General features: G+C 68.9%; 13 protein-coding genes. 9 read left to right on the top strand and 4 right to left on the bottom strand.

Features of this window, described 5'->3' with window-relative positions:
* Positions 1-23: 23 nt before the first annotated feature.
* Positions 24-1,235, bottom strand: a complete 1,212-nt coding sequence (locus FHW85_RS09375; protein ID WP_168648066.1) for a UbiH/UbiF/VisC/COQ6 family ubiquinone biosynthesis hydroxylase — start codon at positions 1,233-1,235, stop codon at positions 24-26.
* A complete protein-coding gene (gene ubiH, locus FHW85_RS09370; RefSeq protein ID WP_168648065.1) occupies positions 1,232-2,458 on the bottom strand; it encodes a 2-octaprenyl-6-methoxyphenyl hydroxylase in 1,227 nt (408 codons plus the stop codon). Before ubiH ends, FHW85_RS09375 begins: the two co-directional genes overlap by 4 nt.
* Before the next feature lie 519 nt (positions 2,459-2,977).
* Between ubiH and FHW85_RS09365 the strand changes: the two genes are divergently transcribed.
* The 3 genes from FHW85_RS09365 to FHW85_RS09355 are packed head-to-tail and all read left to right on the top strand — an operon-like array spanning position 2,978 to position 5,087.
* On the top strand, positions 2,978-3,583 hold the full coding sequence (locus tag FHW85_RS09365) for a hypothetical protein (RefSeq protein ID WP_168648064.1): 606 nt from the start codon (positions 2,978-2,980) through the stop codon (positions 3,581-3,583).
* A gap of 8 nt (positions 3,584-3,591) precedes the next feature.
* Complete coding sequence (locus tag FHW85_RS09360) at positions 3,592-4,161, top strand: cob(I)yrinic acid a,c-diamide adenosyltransferase (protein ID WP_167252466.1); 570 nt, start codon at positions 3,592-3,594, stop codon at positions 4,159-4,161.
* A gap of 11 nt (positions 4,162-4,172) precedes the next feature.
* Positions 4,173-5,087 carry a histone deacetylase family protein gene (locus FHW85_RS09355; protein WP_208399600.1) on the top strand — a complete coding sequence of 305 codons (915 nt, stop codon included), beginning with the start codon at positions 4,173-4,175 and terminating at the stop codon, positions 5,085-5,087.
* Positions 5,088-5,091: 4 nt separating this feature from the next.
* Here FHW85_RS09355 and msrB read toward each other — a convergent pair whose 3' ends face one another.
* A complete protein-coding gene (msrB, locus tag FHW85_RS09350) occupies positions 5,092-5,496 on the bottom strand; it encodes a peptide-methionine (R)-S-oxide reductase MsrB (protein WP_167252468.1) in 405 nt (134 codons plus the stop codon).
* Between the two features lie 95 nt (positions 5,497-5,591).
* Here msrB and lptD point away from each other — a divergent pair, with 95 nt between their 5' ends.
* From lptD to FHW85_RS09320, 6 genes are all read left to right on the top strand, one after another.
* A complete protein-coding gene (lptD, locus tag FHW85_RS09345; protein ID WP_343203552.1) occupies positions 5,592-8,063 on the top strand; it encodes an LPS assembly protein LptD in 2,472 nt (823 codons plus the stop codon).
* Positions 8,064-8,105: 42 nt separating this feature from the next.
* Positions 8,106-9,440 (top strand): peptidylprolyl isomerase, encoded by a 1,335-nt coding sequence (locus tag FHW85_RS09340; RefSeq protein WP_168648063.1) that lies wholly within the window; start codon positions 8,106-8,108, stop codon positions 9,438-9,440.
* Positions 9,441-9,448: 8 nt separating this feature from the next.
* On the top strand, positions 9,449-10,447 hold the full coding sequence (pdxA, locus tag FHW85_RS09335; RefSeq protein ID WP_168648062.1) for a 4-hydroxythreonine-4-phosphate dehydrogenase PdxA: 999 nt from the start codon (positions 9,449-9,451) through the stop codon (positions 10,445-10,447).
* 19 nt (positions 10,448-10,466) lie between these two features.
* Positions 10,467-11,255 carry a 16S rRNA (adenine(1518)-N(6)/adenine(1519)-N(6))-dimethyltransferase RsmA gene (gene rsmA / locus FHW85_RS09330; RefSeq protein ID WP_167252471.1) on the top strand — a complete coding sequence of 263 codons (789 nt, stop codon included), beginning with the start codon at positions 10,467-10,469 and terminating at the stop codon, positions 11,253-11,255.
* Positions 11,256-11,337: 82 nt separating this feature from the next.
* Positions 11,338-11,721, top strand: coding sequence for a Co2+/Mg2+ efflux protein ApaG (gene apaG, locus FHW85_RS09325; protein ID WP_167252472.1), 384 nt, complete (start codon positions 11,338-11,340; stop codon positions 11,719-11,721).
* Positions 11,721-12,569 carry a symmetrical bis(5'-nucleosyl)-tetraphosphatase gene (locus FHW85_RS09320; protein ID WP_167252473.1) on the top strand — a complete coding sequence of 283 codons (849 nt, stop codon included), beginning with the start codon at positions 11,721-11,723 and terminating at the stop codon, positions 12,567-12,569. Before apaG ends, FHW85_RS09320 begins: the two co-directional genes overlap by 1 nt.
* A gap of 71 nt (positions 12,570-12,640) precedes the next feature.
* Here FHW85_RS09320 and secA read toward each other — a convergent pair whose 3' ends face one another.
* Positions 12,641-15,373, bottom strand: coding sequence for a preprotein translocase subunit SecA (gene secA, locus FHW85_RS09315; protein ID WP_167252474.1), 2,733 nt, complete (start codon positions 15,371-15,373; stop codon positions 12,641-12,643).
* Positions 15,374-15,465 lie beyond the last annotated feature (92 nt).

Genomic DNA, 15,465 nt, shown 5'->3' with positions numbered 1-15,465 from the left:
AGAAAGCTTGCAGTGACGGCGGCTCAGCGCCCGGCGGCATGCTCCGCGAGGCGGCGCTTCAGCGGCGACAGCTGGTCGACCAGGCGCACGCCAACGCCGCGCGCGGCGATCAGCGGCGAAGCGCGCCAGCTGTAGATGCGTGCCAGTGCGTCGAAACCCAGCGCGTCCAGCGTGTCGGCGCTGCGCCGGCGGCGCGCGTAGCGGCGCAGCACGTGGGCGGCGGCGATATCGCGGTGGGCTGCGCGCGCGGCGAGCAAGGTGTCGCGCAGTTCCAGCACGTCGCGCAGGCCCAGATTCACACCCTGCCCCGCCAGCGGATGCACCGCGTGCGCGGCGTCGCCGAGCAGCACGAAGCGGTCGGCCTGGTAGGTTTCGGCCAGCTGCAGCTTGAGCGGGAAGGCCGCGCGCTTCGTGGCGCCGACGATGCGGCCCAGGCGGAAATCGCTGGCGGTGCCGAGTTCGGCAAGGAAGGCTGCGTCGTCCAGCGCGAGCACGCGCTTGGCTTCGTCTTCCGGCAGCGACCACACGATGGAGCTGCGCCCGTCGGCCAGCGGCAGCAGCGCCAGCGGGCCGTCGGGAAGAAAGCGCTGCCACGCGGTGCCTTCGTGCGGCCGCTCGGTGCGCACGTGCGCCACCACCGCGCGCTGCGCGTAATCGCGGCCGCGCGTGCCGATGCCGGCGAGCTTGCGCAGCGGCGAGCCGGCGCCGTCGGCGGCGACCAGCAGGCGGGCGGCGATGGATCGGCCGTCGGCCAGATCGAGCTGGATGCGGTCTTCCTGCGCTTCGAAGCCCTTCACTTCCGCCGGGCACAGCCGCTGCACGCCGGCCGCATCCAGCGCCAGCCACAGGCGCCACTGCACCAGGCTGTTCTCGACGATATGGCCGAGCAGGTCGCGGCCTTCGTTGGCCGCGTCGAAATGGATGGCGGCGCCGCTTTCGGCGTCCCACACGTGCATATGCGCGTAGGGGCTGGAACGCGAGTCGCGGATGGACGCCCACACGCCGAGTTCGTCGAGCAAGGCGATGGACGAAGGCGCCAGGCCCACCACGCGCAGATCGACTTCCTGCTCGGCCGACCACGGCGCCGGTTCGCGCGCCTCGATCAAGGCGGTGGCGAAACCGGCACGCGCCAGCGCAAGCGCCGCAGCCGCGCCGACCATGCCGCCGCCGACCACCGCCACATCCAGCGCCGGGCCACGGCGACGCGCGTCACCACGTGCAGTCGTCTGAGTCATGGCAGACGCTCCAGCACCGCCTGCGGCGGCTCGGCGCGGAAGCCCATGCCCTTGCGCGCCAGCAGGCTGCGCAGCGGCGGCACGCGGTCGCAGGCCAGCAGGGCCAGCGAGCGCAGCGGGCCGAGCAGGGGCTGTTCCAGGCAGGCCAGCTGCACCAGGCCGTGGCTCATGCCCATGGTGCCTTCGCGGTCCGGCGCGCGGCGCGCGGCGTAGTGCTCCAGCAGCGCGGGCGCGCCGGGGTCGGCGGCCGCGGCGACCAGTTCCGCCAGGGTCAGCGCATCGCGCAGGCCGAGATTGAAACCCTGCGCGCCGATCGGATGCACCGTCTGCGCCGCATTGCCCACCAGCACGGCACGCGGGCCGGTAAGCCGCCCCGCCGCCACGCGCTTGATCGCATACGGATGCCGCTTGCCCGGCCGCGCGAGGCGGCCCAGGCGCCAGCCGAAGCGCTGCTGCGCGAAGGCGAGAAAACCTTCGTCGTCCAGCGCCGTCACCTCGGCGGCCTGTTCGGTCGGCACAGTCAGCACCAGGCCGCAGCGGCGCTCGGCCAGCGGCAGCAGGGCCACGGGGCCGTGGTCGGCGAAGCGCTCGTAGGCGCGGTTGGCGTGCGGGCGTTCGGGAGTGACGGTGCAGACGAACAAGGTCTGGCCGTAGTCGTACGTTTCGGCGTCGATGCCGAGGCGGTCGCGCACCGACGAGGCGGTGCCGTCGGCGCCGACCAGCAGGGCCGCGTCGATCTCCTGCGTGCCTGCCGCCGTGCTCACCCGCGCGCGCCAGCCTTCGGCCAGCGGCTCCAGCGCTTCCAGCCGGGCCGGGGCGAGGCGGCGCAGGCGCTGGCATTCGTCCAGGCGGCGCAGCAGGGCGTTGCCGAGTTCGCGGGCGGGCAAGGTCCAGCCCAGGGCGTCGACGCCTTCGCGTTGCGCGTCCAGGCGCACGCTGCCGAAATCGCCGGCGCGGCTGACGTGGATATGCCGGATCGGCGTAGCCAGCGCAGCGGCATGCCGCCACACGCCGATCGCCTGCAGGCCGTTGACCGTGGCGCGGGACAGCGCGAGGTTGCGCTCGTCGTAGCTGGGCTGCGCATCCGCGCGCGGCGCGGCGGCCTCGACCATGACGGCATCGACCCCGGCCGCATCCAGCGCGATGGCCAGGCTGGCACCGACCAGGCCGCCGCCGACGATGAGCACGGGGGAGCGGGTGGAAGAAGGCGGGGACGAAGTCATCGCTGGCGGGGCACCGGGGGAAGGGTCCCGGGGGATGATACGCGCTCGGCCGGCCTCTCTTGGCTCAGTCCTCAAGAGCTAGCCCTTCTCCCTCCGGGAGCACGCGGGGAGTGCACAGGGATGTGCCCGGCTTTGAGGAGCGAGGAAGGTGGCGGCAGCCGGATGAGGGTCCGGCCGGAGCGGTGCATATCACTCTTGCGCTCCGCCCGTACCCTCACCCCAACCCCTCTCTCCCACGGGGACTACCTGCGGGTCGCCGGAGGGAGAGGGGCTCAGCGTTGAGGCATTCCCAAACCTTCAATGCGAGATCCTTCTCCCATCGGGAGAAGGTGGCGGCAGCCGGATGAGGGTTCGGCCGGAGCGGCGCGCATCACTCTTGCGCTCCGGCCGTACCCTCACTCCAACCCCTCTCCCGGTGGGAGAGGGGCTTACCGCCAGCCCCGCCCAATCAAGCCCGCACCCACTTGCGATAGACTTCGCGTCTGCATTTTCTCGCGACACTTTTTTCTGGAGCAGCTCATGGCTACGACGCAATCCCAGCGCCTCGGCATCTTCGCGGCCCTCGCCCTGGTCATGGCCGCCACCCGCGTACATATCTCGATCCTGCACCACGACGTGTGGGACGCCTCCTGGGGCGTGTTCTTCCTGGCGGGCTTCTGGCTGCGCGGCTCGGCGCGCTGGGCCTTCCCGCTGCTGATGGCGCTGGCGGTGCTGGCCGATTACTTCGTGATCACCGGCCAGGGCATCAATTTCTGGGAGCACTACTGCGTCTCGGCGGCCTACTGGTTCCTGGTGCCCTCGTATTTCGCGCTGTGGATGGGCGGCAGCTGGCTGGCCGCGCGCAAGCCGGGCCTGAACGTGCGCGGCCTGGGCCTGGCGGTGGGCGCCCTGCTGGTGAGCTGGGCGGCCTGCTATGTGGTCTCCAACGGCAGCTACTACTGGCTGAGCGCCACCGTGCCGCAGCCGCGCAGCGTGGCGGCCTGGTTCGCCAACATGGCCGACTGGTACCTGTTCTTCCTGGAAACCACCGCGCTGTGGGCGGGCCTGGGCCTGGTGGTGCATGCGCTGGCCACCCAGCTCTCGCGCACGCTCGGCCATGCCGACCATTCCAAGCTGACGCGCTGAGTTCCGGCGTGGGCAATCGTCTTTCCAAGATCTACACGCGCACCGGCGACGACGGCAGCACCGGCCTCGGCGACGGTTCGCGCGTGGCCAAGGATTCGCTGCGCGTCGGCGCCTACGGCACGGTGGACGAGCTCAACAGCACCATCGGCATGGTGCTGGCCAGCGACGGCGTGGACGACGCCGTGCGCGAGGCGCTCACCCAGGTGCAGCACGACCTGTTCGATCTGGGCGGCGAGCTGTGCATTCCCGGCATGGCGATGATCGACGACAGCGACATCGACCGCCTGGAACAGGTGCTCGACGGCTTCAACGAACCGCTGCCGCCGCTGAAGGATTTCATCCTGCCGGGCGGCGGCATGGCCGCCTCCTGCTGCCACCTGGCACGCACCGTGTGCCGCCGCGCCGAGCGCGAAGTGATTGCGCTGGCCCGCGTGGAAGCGGTGCGTCCACAGGCGCAGCGCTATCTGAACCGGCTGTCCGATCTTTTGTTCGTGATCTGCCGCGTGCTGGCGCGCGCCGGCGGCCACGGCGAAGTGCTGTGGCAGCACGAGCGCCGCCGCAAGCCCGCCGCGGGCTGAGCCGCCGCATGCTGCGGCTCTACACCCATCCGGCCTGCCTGCAGCACGATCCCGGCGAAGGCCATCCCGAATCGCCCTCGCGCCTGCGCGCCGTGCTGCGCGCGCTGGACCACGACCGCTACGCCGGACTGGACCGCATCGAGGCGCCGCGCGCCACGCGCGAGCAGCTGCTGCGCGTGCACGCGGCGGAACACGTGGAGCGCATCCTCGCCATCGCGCCGGCCGACGGCACCGTGCGGCTGGACGAGGACACCCTGATGTCGCCCGGTTCCGCCGAGGCCGCCCTGCGCGCCGCCGGCGCCGTGGTGGCGGCGGTGGACATGGCCATGGCCGGCGGCGGACGCGCGTTCTGCGCGGTGCGCCCGCCGGGCCATCACGCCACGCCGGATCGCGCGATGGGCTTCTGCCTGTTCAACAACGTGGCCGTGGCCGCGGCGCATGCCATCGCCGAGCATGGCCTCAAGCGCGTGGCCATCGTCGATTTCGACGTGCACCACGGCAATGGCACGCAGGACATCTTCGAGCGCGACAGCCGCGTGATGTACGTCTCCAGCCACCAGTCGCCGCTGTATCCGCAGACCGGGCGCGCGGACGAGCGCGGCGTCGGCAATATCGTCAATGCGCCGCTGGCCGCGGGCGAGGGTTCCGAGGAATTCCGCGGACTGTGGGAAGGCGCGCTGCTGCCGAAGCTGTTCGCCTTCAAGCCGCAGCTGGTGCTGGTCTCGGCCGGCTTCGACGCCCACCGCGCCGACCCGCTGGCCCAGCTGCAGCTGGGCACCGAGGACTACACCTGGATCACCGGACGCCTGCTCGACCTGGCCCGCGCGCACGCCGCCGACCGCCTGGTCTCGACCCTGGAGGGCGGCTACGACCTCCAGGCCCTGGCCGCCAGCGTCGGCGCGCACGTCGCCGAGCTGATGGACTGAGTTCTTACGAACCGGCCGGCTTGAAATCCAGCGCCGCCGAATTGATGCAGTAGCGCAGGCCGGTCGGCTGCGGGCCGTCCGGAAAGACGTGGCCCAGGTGCGAATCGCAATGGGCGCAGCGCACCTCGATACGGCTCATGCCGTGGCTGTCGTCGGCGTGCTCGGTCACCGTGCCCGGTTCGATCGGCTGGTAGTAGCTGGGCCAGCCGGAGCCGGAGTCGTACTTGGCGTCGGAGCCGAACAGGCGGCTGTGGCAGGCGGCGCAGACGTAGGTTCCCGCGTCGTGGTGCTGGTACCACTTGCCGCTGAACGGGCGCTCGGTGGCGGAACAGCGGCAGACGGCGTACTGCTCGGGGGTGAGCTCGGCGCGCCACTCGGCATCGGTCTTGGTCAGCTTGGTCTCGCTCATGCTGAATCCTCAGGCTGGGGATGGGGGTGTTGCCTGCCGTATATGGGGTCTTTCTGCTAGCTTAACGACCTTTCCGAAACCAGCAGACCGCCATCGTGACGCCCAAGCCGACCTCGCGCCACCTGCCCCCGCGCCGCCTGCTGGCGGTTGCCGCGGCCCTCGCCCTGATGGGCGGCCAGGCCGAAGCCCAGTCGACCTCCGACGGGACCCAGGGCGCCGAGAACCAGGCCCCCGACACGCCGTCCTGCCCGCTCGGCTCGTTCCACTGCAAGCCGCGCCCGCTGAACTACACCATGTGCCGCCCGAACGCGCTGCTGGAGTTCTACGACCCGGCACTGCCCAAGGACACCACGCTGCGCGACACCGCCAACACCGAGGTGTACGCCGAGCAGGTCGACAGCTCCGACCAGACCGTCTACCACCTGCAGGGCCGCGTGCTGATCGAGCGCGCCGACCAGAAGCTGCAGTCGGACACCGCCGACTACAACAGCGACAGCACCGACTACGACGCACGCGGCAACGTGCGCTACCAGGAAGCCGGCCAGCTGTTGAACGCCGAGCACATCCGCGGCAACACCGACTCCAGCACCGGCATCGCCGACACGGTGCGCTACCAGATGCTCGCCTCGCGCGGCAACGGCACGGCCCAGCAGGGCCAGATGCTGGACGCGCAGCGCACCCACTACACCCGCGTCAGCTATTCCACCTGCGACGTGGGCCACCACCTGTGGGAAGTGCGTTCGAAGGACCTGCGCATCGACAAGGAAACCGGCGTGGGCACGGCGCACGGCGCCACCATGCGCTTCGCCAACGTGCCGTTCCTGTACCTGCCCTACTTCACGTTCCCGATCGACGACCGGCGCAAGAGCGGTTTCCTGTATCCGACCTTCAGCAACTCCAACCGCTCCGGCTTCATGCTGGGCGCGCCGTACTATCTCAACCTGGCGCCGAACTACGACGCCACGCTGGAGCCGCGCATCTACACTTCGCGCGGCCTGATGCTGGCCGGCGAGTTCCGCTATCTGAACCTGATCCCGGGCACCACCGGCCAGCTGAATATCGAATACCTGCACAACGACCGCGGCGCCAACGACCCGGACAGCGTGGAGCAGACCAAGGGCGACGACCGCTACCTGGTGAAGTTCAACGACCAGTCGCACCTGATCGGCCCGTGGACCTTCACCACCAGCATCAACCGCGCCTCGGACCGCAACTACCTGCGCGACTTCGGCAACGACCTGTACACCTCGGCGATCGGCACGCTGACCTCCAGCGCCTACGTCGTGGGCGGCGGCAACTGGTGGACCGCGACGTTCGGCGCGGATAGCTACCAGAACGTCGACCCGACCCTGCCGGACAGCGCCGTGCAGTACAAGCGCTGGCCGCGGGCGACCTTCAACGTCAACCTGCCGCTGCAGAAGTGGCTGGAATTCGGCGCCAGCACCGAGGCGGTGGCGTTCCGCAAGGACGACGTGGTCGAAGGCAACCGCCTGGACCTGTACCCCTACCTGGCGGCGGATTTCCGCGGCGCGGCGTGGTTCATCCGGCCGAAGGTGGCCTACCGCTACACCACTTATGAACTGAGCGGCGGCTACGACCGCTACGGCTACTACACGCCGCTGAGCACGGGCCAGACTTCGCCGTTCACCAACCGCTCGCCCAGCCGCTCGGTGCCGATCACCAGCCTGGATACCGGCCTGGTGTTCGACCGCCTCACCACGCTGTTCGGCAAGGGCTATACGCAGACCCTGGAGCCGCGGCTGTACTACCTGTACGTGCCGTACCGCAACCAGAACAACCTGCCGCTGTTCGACACCAACCTGATGTCGTTCGACTACTGGCAGCTGTTCTCGCCGAACCAGTATTCCGGCGCGGACCGGCAGATGAATGCGAACAACCTGACCGCGGCGCTGACCACGCGCCTGCTGGACGACAACGGCGTGGAACGCCTGTCGGCCAGCTTCGGCCAGATCCGCTACTTCAACCAGCAGCGCGTGCAGCTGCCGAACAGCAACAACACCACCGGCGCGCCGACCGACTGGTCCGGCTCCAACTACGTGGCCCAGCTGAACATGCAGCTGGACGACGACTGGCGCCTGAGCACGCAGTACCAGTGGGACCCGCACAAGCGCCAGCAGGGCGGCGTCGACATCACCGGCAAGGCGTACTTCATCGGCCGCAGCACCGACCTGGCCGCGTTCAGCGTGCAGCGCCGGATCGGTACGGACGGCATCCTCAACTTCTCCTACCGCTACCGCCGCGGCCTGCTGGAACAATACGACGCCTCCGCGGTCTACCCCGTTTCCGAACGCTGGCGCCTGGTCGGCCGCTGGACGTACTCGGTGATGGAGAAGCGGACGGTGGAAGCGCTGGCCGGCGTGGAATACGACAGTTGCTGCGTCGCGGTGCGCGTGGTGGGCCGCCACTACGTCAACACCTACAACTTCGCCACCGCCAACGCCCGCGCCAACAACGCCATCATGTTCGAGCTGCAGTTCAAGGGTCTGGGCGCCTTCAACGGCCAGACGGAAGGGGTGCTGCGCCGTGGTATCCTTGGCTATCAATAACTTCCCGGTCGCCGCCTGAGGCGATTGAAGGTCCCAAACGTAATGAAACAGCCTTTCGCGTTGTTCCTGCTCGCGGTTGCCGCAGCCGTCGTCGTTCCCGCCCACGCCCAGCTGCTGCCCGGCGCCCAGGCCAACCAGCCGCTGGACCGCATCGTGGCCGTGGTGGACGACGGCGTGATCCTGCAGAGCGAACTCAATGACGCCGTCCGCTCGGTGCAGCAGCAGTACGCCAGCCAGCCGGGCCAGCTGCCGCCGATGGACGTGCTGCAGCGCCAGGTGCTCGACCGCCTCGTGCTGATGAAGCTGCAGGTGCAGAAGGCCGACGACCAGGGCATCCGCGTGTCCGACGCCGACGTCGACCAGGCCGTGGGCGCCGTGGCCCAGCAGAACAAGATGTCCGCCGACCAGCTGCGCGCCGCGGTGGAACAGGAAGGTTCCAGCTTCGCCGCGTTCCGCCAGCAGCTGCGCGAGCAGCTGATCGCCCAGCGCCTGCACGAGAGCGTGGTGCGCGATTCGGTCAACGTCACCGACAGCGAGATCAACAACCTGCTGGCCAGCCCCACCTACAAGGCCGGCGAGATCCACCTCGCGCACATCCAGATCGGCGTGCCCTCCGGCGGCGACGCCGCGGCGATCGCCGCGGCGCAGAAGAAGGCCGAGGAAGCCATCAACGCGGTGCACGGCGGCATGGATTTCAAGGCCGCGGCGATCCGCTACTCCGACGCCCAGGACGCCCTCGAAGGCGGCGACCTCGGCTGGCGCCGCATGGACGAAGTGCCGCCGGCCTTCGCCGACGCCGTCGCCGGCATGAAGGTGGGCGACGTCAGCCCGGCCCTGCGCGGCCCCACCGGCTTCCACATCATCAAGCTGATGGAACAGCGCGCGCCGACCCGCCAGGTGGTGCCGGAATTCCACGCCCGCCAGATCCTGATCAAGCCCAGCGAAATCGTGACGCCGGAGCAGGCCCGCCAGAAGGCCGAGGACCTGTACAACCGCATCGTCAACAAGAAGGAAGACTTCGCCAAGCTGGCCAAGGACGAGTCCAAGGACAACACCACCGCCAACAACGGCGGCGACATGGGCTGGTTCCCGCAGCAGGCCTGGGGCACCACCATCGCCCAGCAGATCGGCGACCTGAAGGACAACGAGGTCTCCAAGCCGTTCCAGAGCGAAGCCGGCTGGCACATCATGCAGCGCCTGGGCATGCGCCAGAGCGACCTGACCGACCAGATCGCGCGCGACCAGGCCCGCCAGGCCATCGGCAACCGCAAGGCCGAGCAGGCCTACGAGGACTTCCTGCGCGACATGCGCTCCAGCGCCTACGTCAACATCCTGGTGCCGGAACTGCGCGACCCCGCGCCGGGCAAGTCCTCCTGAGGGATGCCTTGAACGCGGTCGCGCTGCCCCGGCTCGCCGTCACCGCTGGCGAACCGGCGGGCGTCGGCCCCGAGCTGCTGATCCGATTGGCCGCCACTTCGCTGGCGGCCAATTTCATTGCGGTCACCGATCGCGGCCTGCTCGAGCGCGCCGCGCGGCGCTGCGGCAGCAGGATCGAACTGATCGACGACGATGGCGCGCCACTCGGCGAGCGCCCTGCCGGCACGCTGCGCGTGCGGCATATCCCGCTGGCCGCCGAGGAACGCCCCGGCCAGCCGGATCCGCGCAATGCCACCCACGTGCTGACCACCCTGGCCGAAGCCGCCGACGGCTGCATGAGCGGCCGCTACGAAGCCGTGGTCACCGCGCCGCTGCAGAAGGCCTCGATCAACGACGCCGGCATCCGCTTCAGCGGCCACACCGAATTCTTCGCCGAGCGCAGCCGCAGCGACGTGGTGATGATGCTGGCCAGCCCGGAACTGCGCGTGGCGCTGGCCACCACGCACCTGCCGCTGGCCGCGGTGTCCGCCGCGATCACCGCCGCAGGCCTGACCCGCACGCTGCGCATCGTGCACGCGGAGCTGCGCGACAAGTTCGGCTTCACCGCGCCGCGCATCGCGGTGCTGGGCCTGAATCCGCATGCCGGCGAGGCCGGGCACCTGGGCCGCGAGGAGCTCGACACGATCGCGCCGGTGATGGAAGCGCTGCGCACCGAAGGCATGCAGCTGCTCGGCCCGCTGCCGGCCGACACCGCCTTCGTACCCGCGCAGCGCGCCGGCTACGACGCGGTGGTGGCGATGTACCACGACCAGGCGCTGCCGGTGCTCAAGAGCGAAGCCTTCGACCGCACCGTCAATCTCACGCTCGGCCTGCCCTTTATCCGCACCTCGGTGGACCACGGCACGGCGCTGGACCTGGCCGGCAGCGGCCGCGCCGATCCGTCCAGCCTGATCGCCGCCGCGCGCATGGCGCTCGACCTGTCCGCCCGCCGCGCCGCACGCGGCTGAGCCCGCTTTCCGGAATGCCATGAACGCCCGCCCCAAGAAAAGCTTCGGCCAACACTTCCTCCACGAGAAGCGCTACATCGAGCGCATCGTCAGCTCGATCGCGCCCAGGCCTGCGGACGTGGTGGTAGAGATCGGCCCCGGCGAGGGCGCGCTCACCCTGCCCCTGCTGGCCGCGGCCGGCAAGCTCACCGCGATCGAGCTGGACACCGACCTGATCCCCGGCCTGCAGGCACGCGCGGATGCGGTGGGCGAGCTGCGCATCGTGCACTCCGACGTGCTGAAGGTGGATTTCACCGCGCTGGCGCGCGAGCTCGGCGTGGAGCGCGTGCGCATCGCGGGCAACCTGCCGTACTACATCTCCAGCCCCATCCTGTTCCATTGCGTGGACCACGCCGCGGCGATCCAGGACATGCACTTCATGCTGCAGAAGGAAGTGGTCGACCGCATGGCGGCCGAGCCCGGCAGCAAGGTGTATGGACGTCTATCCGTGATGCTGCAGCTGGCCTGCCGGGTGGAGCCGCTGTTCACCGTACCGCCCGGCGCGTTCCGCCCGCCGCCGAAGGTGGACTCGGCCGTGGTGCGCGTGGTGCCGCTGCCGCCGGAACAGCGCCACGACGCGGATCCCGAGCGCGTCTACGCCATCGTCAAGGCCGCCTTCGCGCAGCGGCGCAAGACCCTGAGCAACGGCCTGAAACAGTTGATGGACGCGGCCGCGATCGAAGCGGCAGGCATCGACCCCAAGGCGCGCGCCGAAACCCTGGCGCCGCTGGATTTCGTCCGGCTGGCCAAGGTGCCAACCGCGACGTGACAAGCGCGCCGCGGGCATGCCCGGTTCAGGCGTGCGCGGTCAGGCTTGCTCCATGCGTGTCGGCAAGCCTTACAATCCCGTCATGACCGAGAAAGCCTCCTACACGATCGACGTGCAGGTCGAAACACGCTTCGTCCCCGACCAATCCAAGCCCGGCGACAACCGCTATGTGTTCGCCTACACCGTCACGCTGCACAACGCCGGCGACGTGCCCGCGCGCCTGATCGCCCGCCACTGGGTGATCACCGATGCCAACGGCAAGGTGGAGGAAGTGCGCGGCGAGGGCGTGGTCGGCGAGCAGCCGTGGATGCGTCCCGGCGACGACTACGAATACACCTCCGGCGCGGTGCTGGAGACCGCGGTAGGCATCATGCAGGGCAGCTACCAGATGCTGGCCGACGACGGCACCCATTTCGAGGCACCGATCGCGCCGTTCACCCTGTCCATCCCGCGTACGCTGCACTGATGGCTACGTATGCGATCGGCGACGTGCAGGGCTGCCTCCCCGAACTGCAACGCCTGCTGGAAAAACTGCGCTTCGACCCGGCCGCCGACCGGCTGTGGTTCTGCGGCGACCTGGTCAACCGCGGCGGGCAGTCGCTGGAAACCCTGCGCCTCATCCACAGCCTGCGCGAGCAGGTGGTGCTCACCCTGGGCAACCACGACCTGAGCCTGCTGGCCATCGCGCAGCGGCGGCCGGAGGCGCAGTCCAAGGTCAATCCCGAGCTGCGCGAAGTGCTGTTCGCGGACGACGCGCCGGTGCTGTTCGAATGGATGCGCTCGCAGAAGCTGATGCACCACGACGAAGCCCTGGGCTGGACCATGGTGCACGCCGGCCTGGCGCCGATCTGGACCCTGCGCCAGGCGCTGCGCTCGGCGCAGGAAGTGGAGCGCGAGCTGTCCAGCCCGCGCCACGGCCGCATCCTGAAGAACCTGTTCGGCAACCGCCCGGCGGCCTGGACCAGCCGCCTGCAGGGCATCGAGCGCATGCGCGCCTCGATCAACACCTTCACGCGGATGCGCTACTGCGACATCCACGGCCGCATCGATTTCGAGAGCAAGGACATCCCCGGCACGCAGAAGCCGGGCATGTATCCGTGGTTCGAGGTGCCGGGCATGAAGCGGCGCGAGAGCCGCATCGTGTGCGGGCACTGGTCGGCGCTGGGCCGCTTCGCGGGCTTAGGTGTTTATGCCATCGACACCGGCTGCGTGTGGGGCGGCAAGCTCACCGCGCTGCGCCTGGACAGCGAGGAGCCGCAGTACATCACCGTGGATGCCGAACCGCACCGCAAGCGGATGCCGGGCGAGGACTGAGCTCCAGCGCCGATGCGGAAAAGAAAAAGGCGGCCGATGGCCGCCTTTTTCGTGCGCGATGCCGGCTGGCTTCAGCTCAGCTGGCCATGGCAATGCTTGAACTTCTTGCCCGAGCCGCAGGGACAAGGATCGTTGCGGCCGACTTTCGGGCCTTCGTTGCCCGCGGCCACGGCGGCGCTGAGGCTGCCGGCGGCCACGGCTTCCGGATCGGCGCCCAGCGCACCGACCGGGGCGCCGCCGCCGGTGGCCTGCATCTGGCGCGACAGGCGCTCGGCCATGCGCTGCTGCTCGGCTTCCATCGCGGCGACTTCTTCCTCGCTGCGGATGCGGATGCGCGCCAGCATCTGGATCACTTCGGTCTTGATGCGGTCGAGCATGTTGGAGAACAGCTCGAACGACTCGCGCTTGAACTCCTGCTTGGGCTGCTTCTGCGCATAGCCGCGCAGATAGATGCCCTGGCGCAGGTAATCCATGCTGGCCAGGTGCTCCTTCCAGGCGTTGTCCAGCACGCTGAGCATGATGTGCTTCTCGAGCTGGCGCATGGTGTCGGCGCCGATCTGCTCTTCCTTGGCCTTGAACAGGTTCTCGACCGCCTCGCGCACGTGCTCGAGGATCATGCCGGCGTCGACGTCGTCCTGCTTCTCGACCCAGTGCTTCACGTCGAGCGGCAGGCCGAATTCGCTTTCCAGCTCGCGGTCCAGCGCGGGCAGGTCCCACTGGTCGTCGATGCTGTCGGCCGGCACGTGGCGGCGCACCACGCCGCTGACCACGTCGTCGCGGATGTCGGCGATGGTGTCGGCGATGCTGTCGGTTTCCAGCAGTTCGTCGCGCTGCGCATAGATGACCTTGCGCTGGTCGTTGGCGACGTCGTCGAATTCCAGCAGGTGCTTGCGGATGTCGAAGTTGTGCTGCTCGACCTTGCGCTGCGCCTTTTCGATCTGGCGGCTGACCATGCGGTCTTCCAGCGCCTCGTTTTCCTTCATGCCGAACATGCGCATCCAGCGGCCGACCCAGTCGCCGGCGAAGATGCGCAGGAGGTTGTCCTCCAGCGACAGGTAGAAGCGCGAAGAGCCCGGGTCGCCCTGGCGGCCCGAACGGCCGCGCAGCTGGTTGTCGATGCGGCGCGATTCGTGCCGCTCGGTGCCGACGATGTGCAGGCCGCCGGCTTCCAGCACCTGCTCGTGCTTCTTCTTCCACTCGGTCTTGATCTTGGCGCGTTCGGCGTCGGTGGCGGTTTCCGGCAGCGCGGCCAGGGCCGCCTCCAGGCTGCCGCCCAGCACGATGTCGGTACCGCGGCCGGCCATGTTGGTGGCGATGGTGACCGAGCCCGGCGCACCGGCCTGGGCCACGATGTGCGCCTCGCGCTCGTGCTGCTTGGCGTTGAGCACTTCGTGCGGAATCCTGGCCTTGTTGAGCAGCTTGGACAAAAGCTCCGACACCTCGATCGAGGTGGTGCCCACCAGCACCGGCTGGCCGCGCTTGTGGCAGTCGGTGATGTCCTCGACCACGGCGTCGTACTTGGCCTGCTGGCCGAGGAAGACCATGTCGGCGTTGTCCTTGCGGATCATCGGCTTGTGGGTGGGGATGACCACCACTTCCAGGCCGTAGATCTGCTGGAACTCGTACGCTTCGGTGTCGGCCGTACCGGTCATGCCGGCCAGCTTCTTGTACATGCGGAACAGGTTCTGGAAGGTGATGGTCGCCAGCGTCTGGTTCTCGCGCTGGATCGGCACGCCTTCCTTCGCTTCCACTGCCTGGTGCAGGCCGTCGGACCAGCGGCGACCCACCAGGGTGCGGCCAGTGAATTCGTCGACGATCACCACCTCGCCGTCGCGGACGATGTAGTCCACGTCGCGGTGGTAGATGGCATTGGCGCGCAATGCGGCATTCAGGTGATGCACCACGGCCAGGTTCTTGGAGTCGTACAGGCCGGTCTCGCTTTCGATCACGCCGGCGCGCTGCAGCAGTTCTTCTGCGTGCGACATGCCCTCTTCGGACAGGTGCACCTGCTTCTGCTTCTCGTCGACGAAGTAATCGCCCGGTGAGTCTTCCTTCTCCTGGCGGATCATCTTCGGCACGATCTTGTTCACCGCGATGTACAGCTGCGGGGAATCCTCGGCGGGGCCGGAGATGATCAGCGGGGTGCGCGCTTCGTCGATCAGGATCGAGTCAACCTCGTCGACGATGGCGTAGTGCAGGCCGCGCTGGTAGCGCTGGTCCTTGCTCGAGGCCATGTTGTCGCGCAGGTAGTCGAAGCCGAATTCGTTGTTGGTGCCGTAGGTGATGTCGGCGGCGTAGGCCTCGCCCTTGTCGGCGTGATTCATGCCGGGCCACACCACTCCCACGGTCAGGCCGAGGAAGTTGTACAGCTTGCCCATCTGGGCGGAGTCGCGGCGGGCCAGGTAGTCGTTCACCGTGACCACGTGCACGCCCTTGCCTTCCAGCGCATTGAGGTACACCGGCAGGGTGCCGACCAGGGTCTTGCCCTCGCCCGTGCGCATTTCGGCGATGCGGCCCGAATGCAGCACCATGCCGCCGATCATCTGCACGTCGTAATGGCGCATGCCGAGCACGCGCTTGGCGCCTTCGCGCACCACGGCGAAGGCTTCGGGCAGCAGCTTGTCCAGCGCTTCGCCGCCGGCGATGCGCTCCTTGAACTCGTCGGTCTTCGCGCGCAGCTGGGCGTCGCTCAACTTTTCGAACTCGGGCTCGAGCGCGTTGATGCGGGCGACAGACTTGGAAAGCTGCCGCAGCACGCGGTCGTTGCGGCTACCGAAAAGGCTGGTCAGGGCGCGATTGAGCATCGATCTTCCGGATCTGCATGAGTCGTAGACGCCCGCCGCCGGAGAAGGGGCGGGACGAAAGGGTTGATGATACTAGGGTCGCCGGGCGATCC

This window comes from Dyella sp. SG609, assembly GCF_012275375.1.
In the GTDB taxonomy this organism is placed as follows: domain Bacteria; phylum Pseudomonadota; class Gammaproteobacteria; order Xanthomonadales; family Rhodanobacteraceae; genus Dyella_D; species Dyella_D marensis.
The sequence above is the reverse complement of the archived record's forward strand: the minus strand, read 5'-3'. Positions and strand labels throughout refer to the sequence as shown.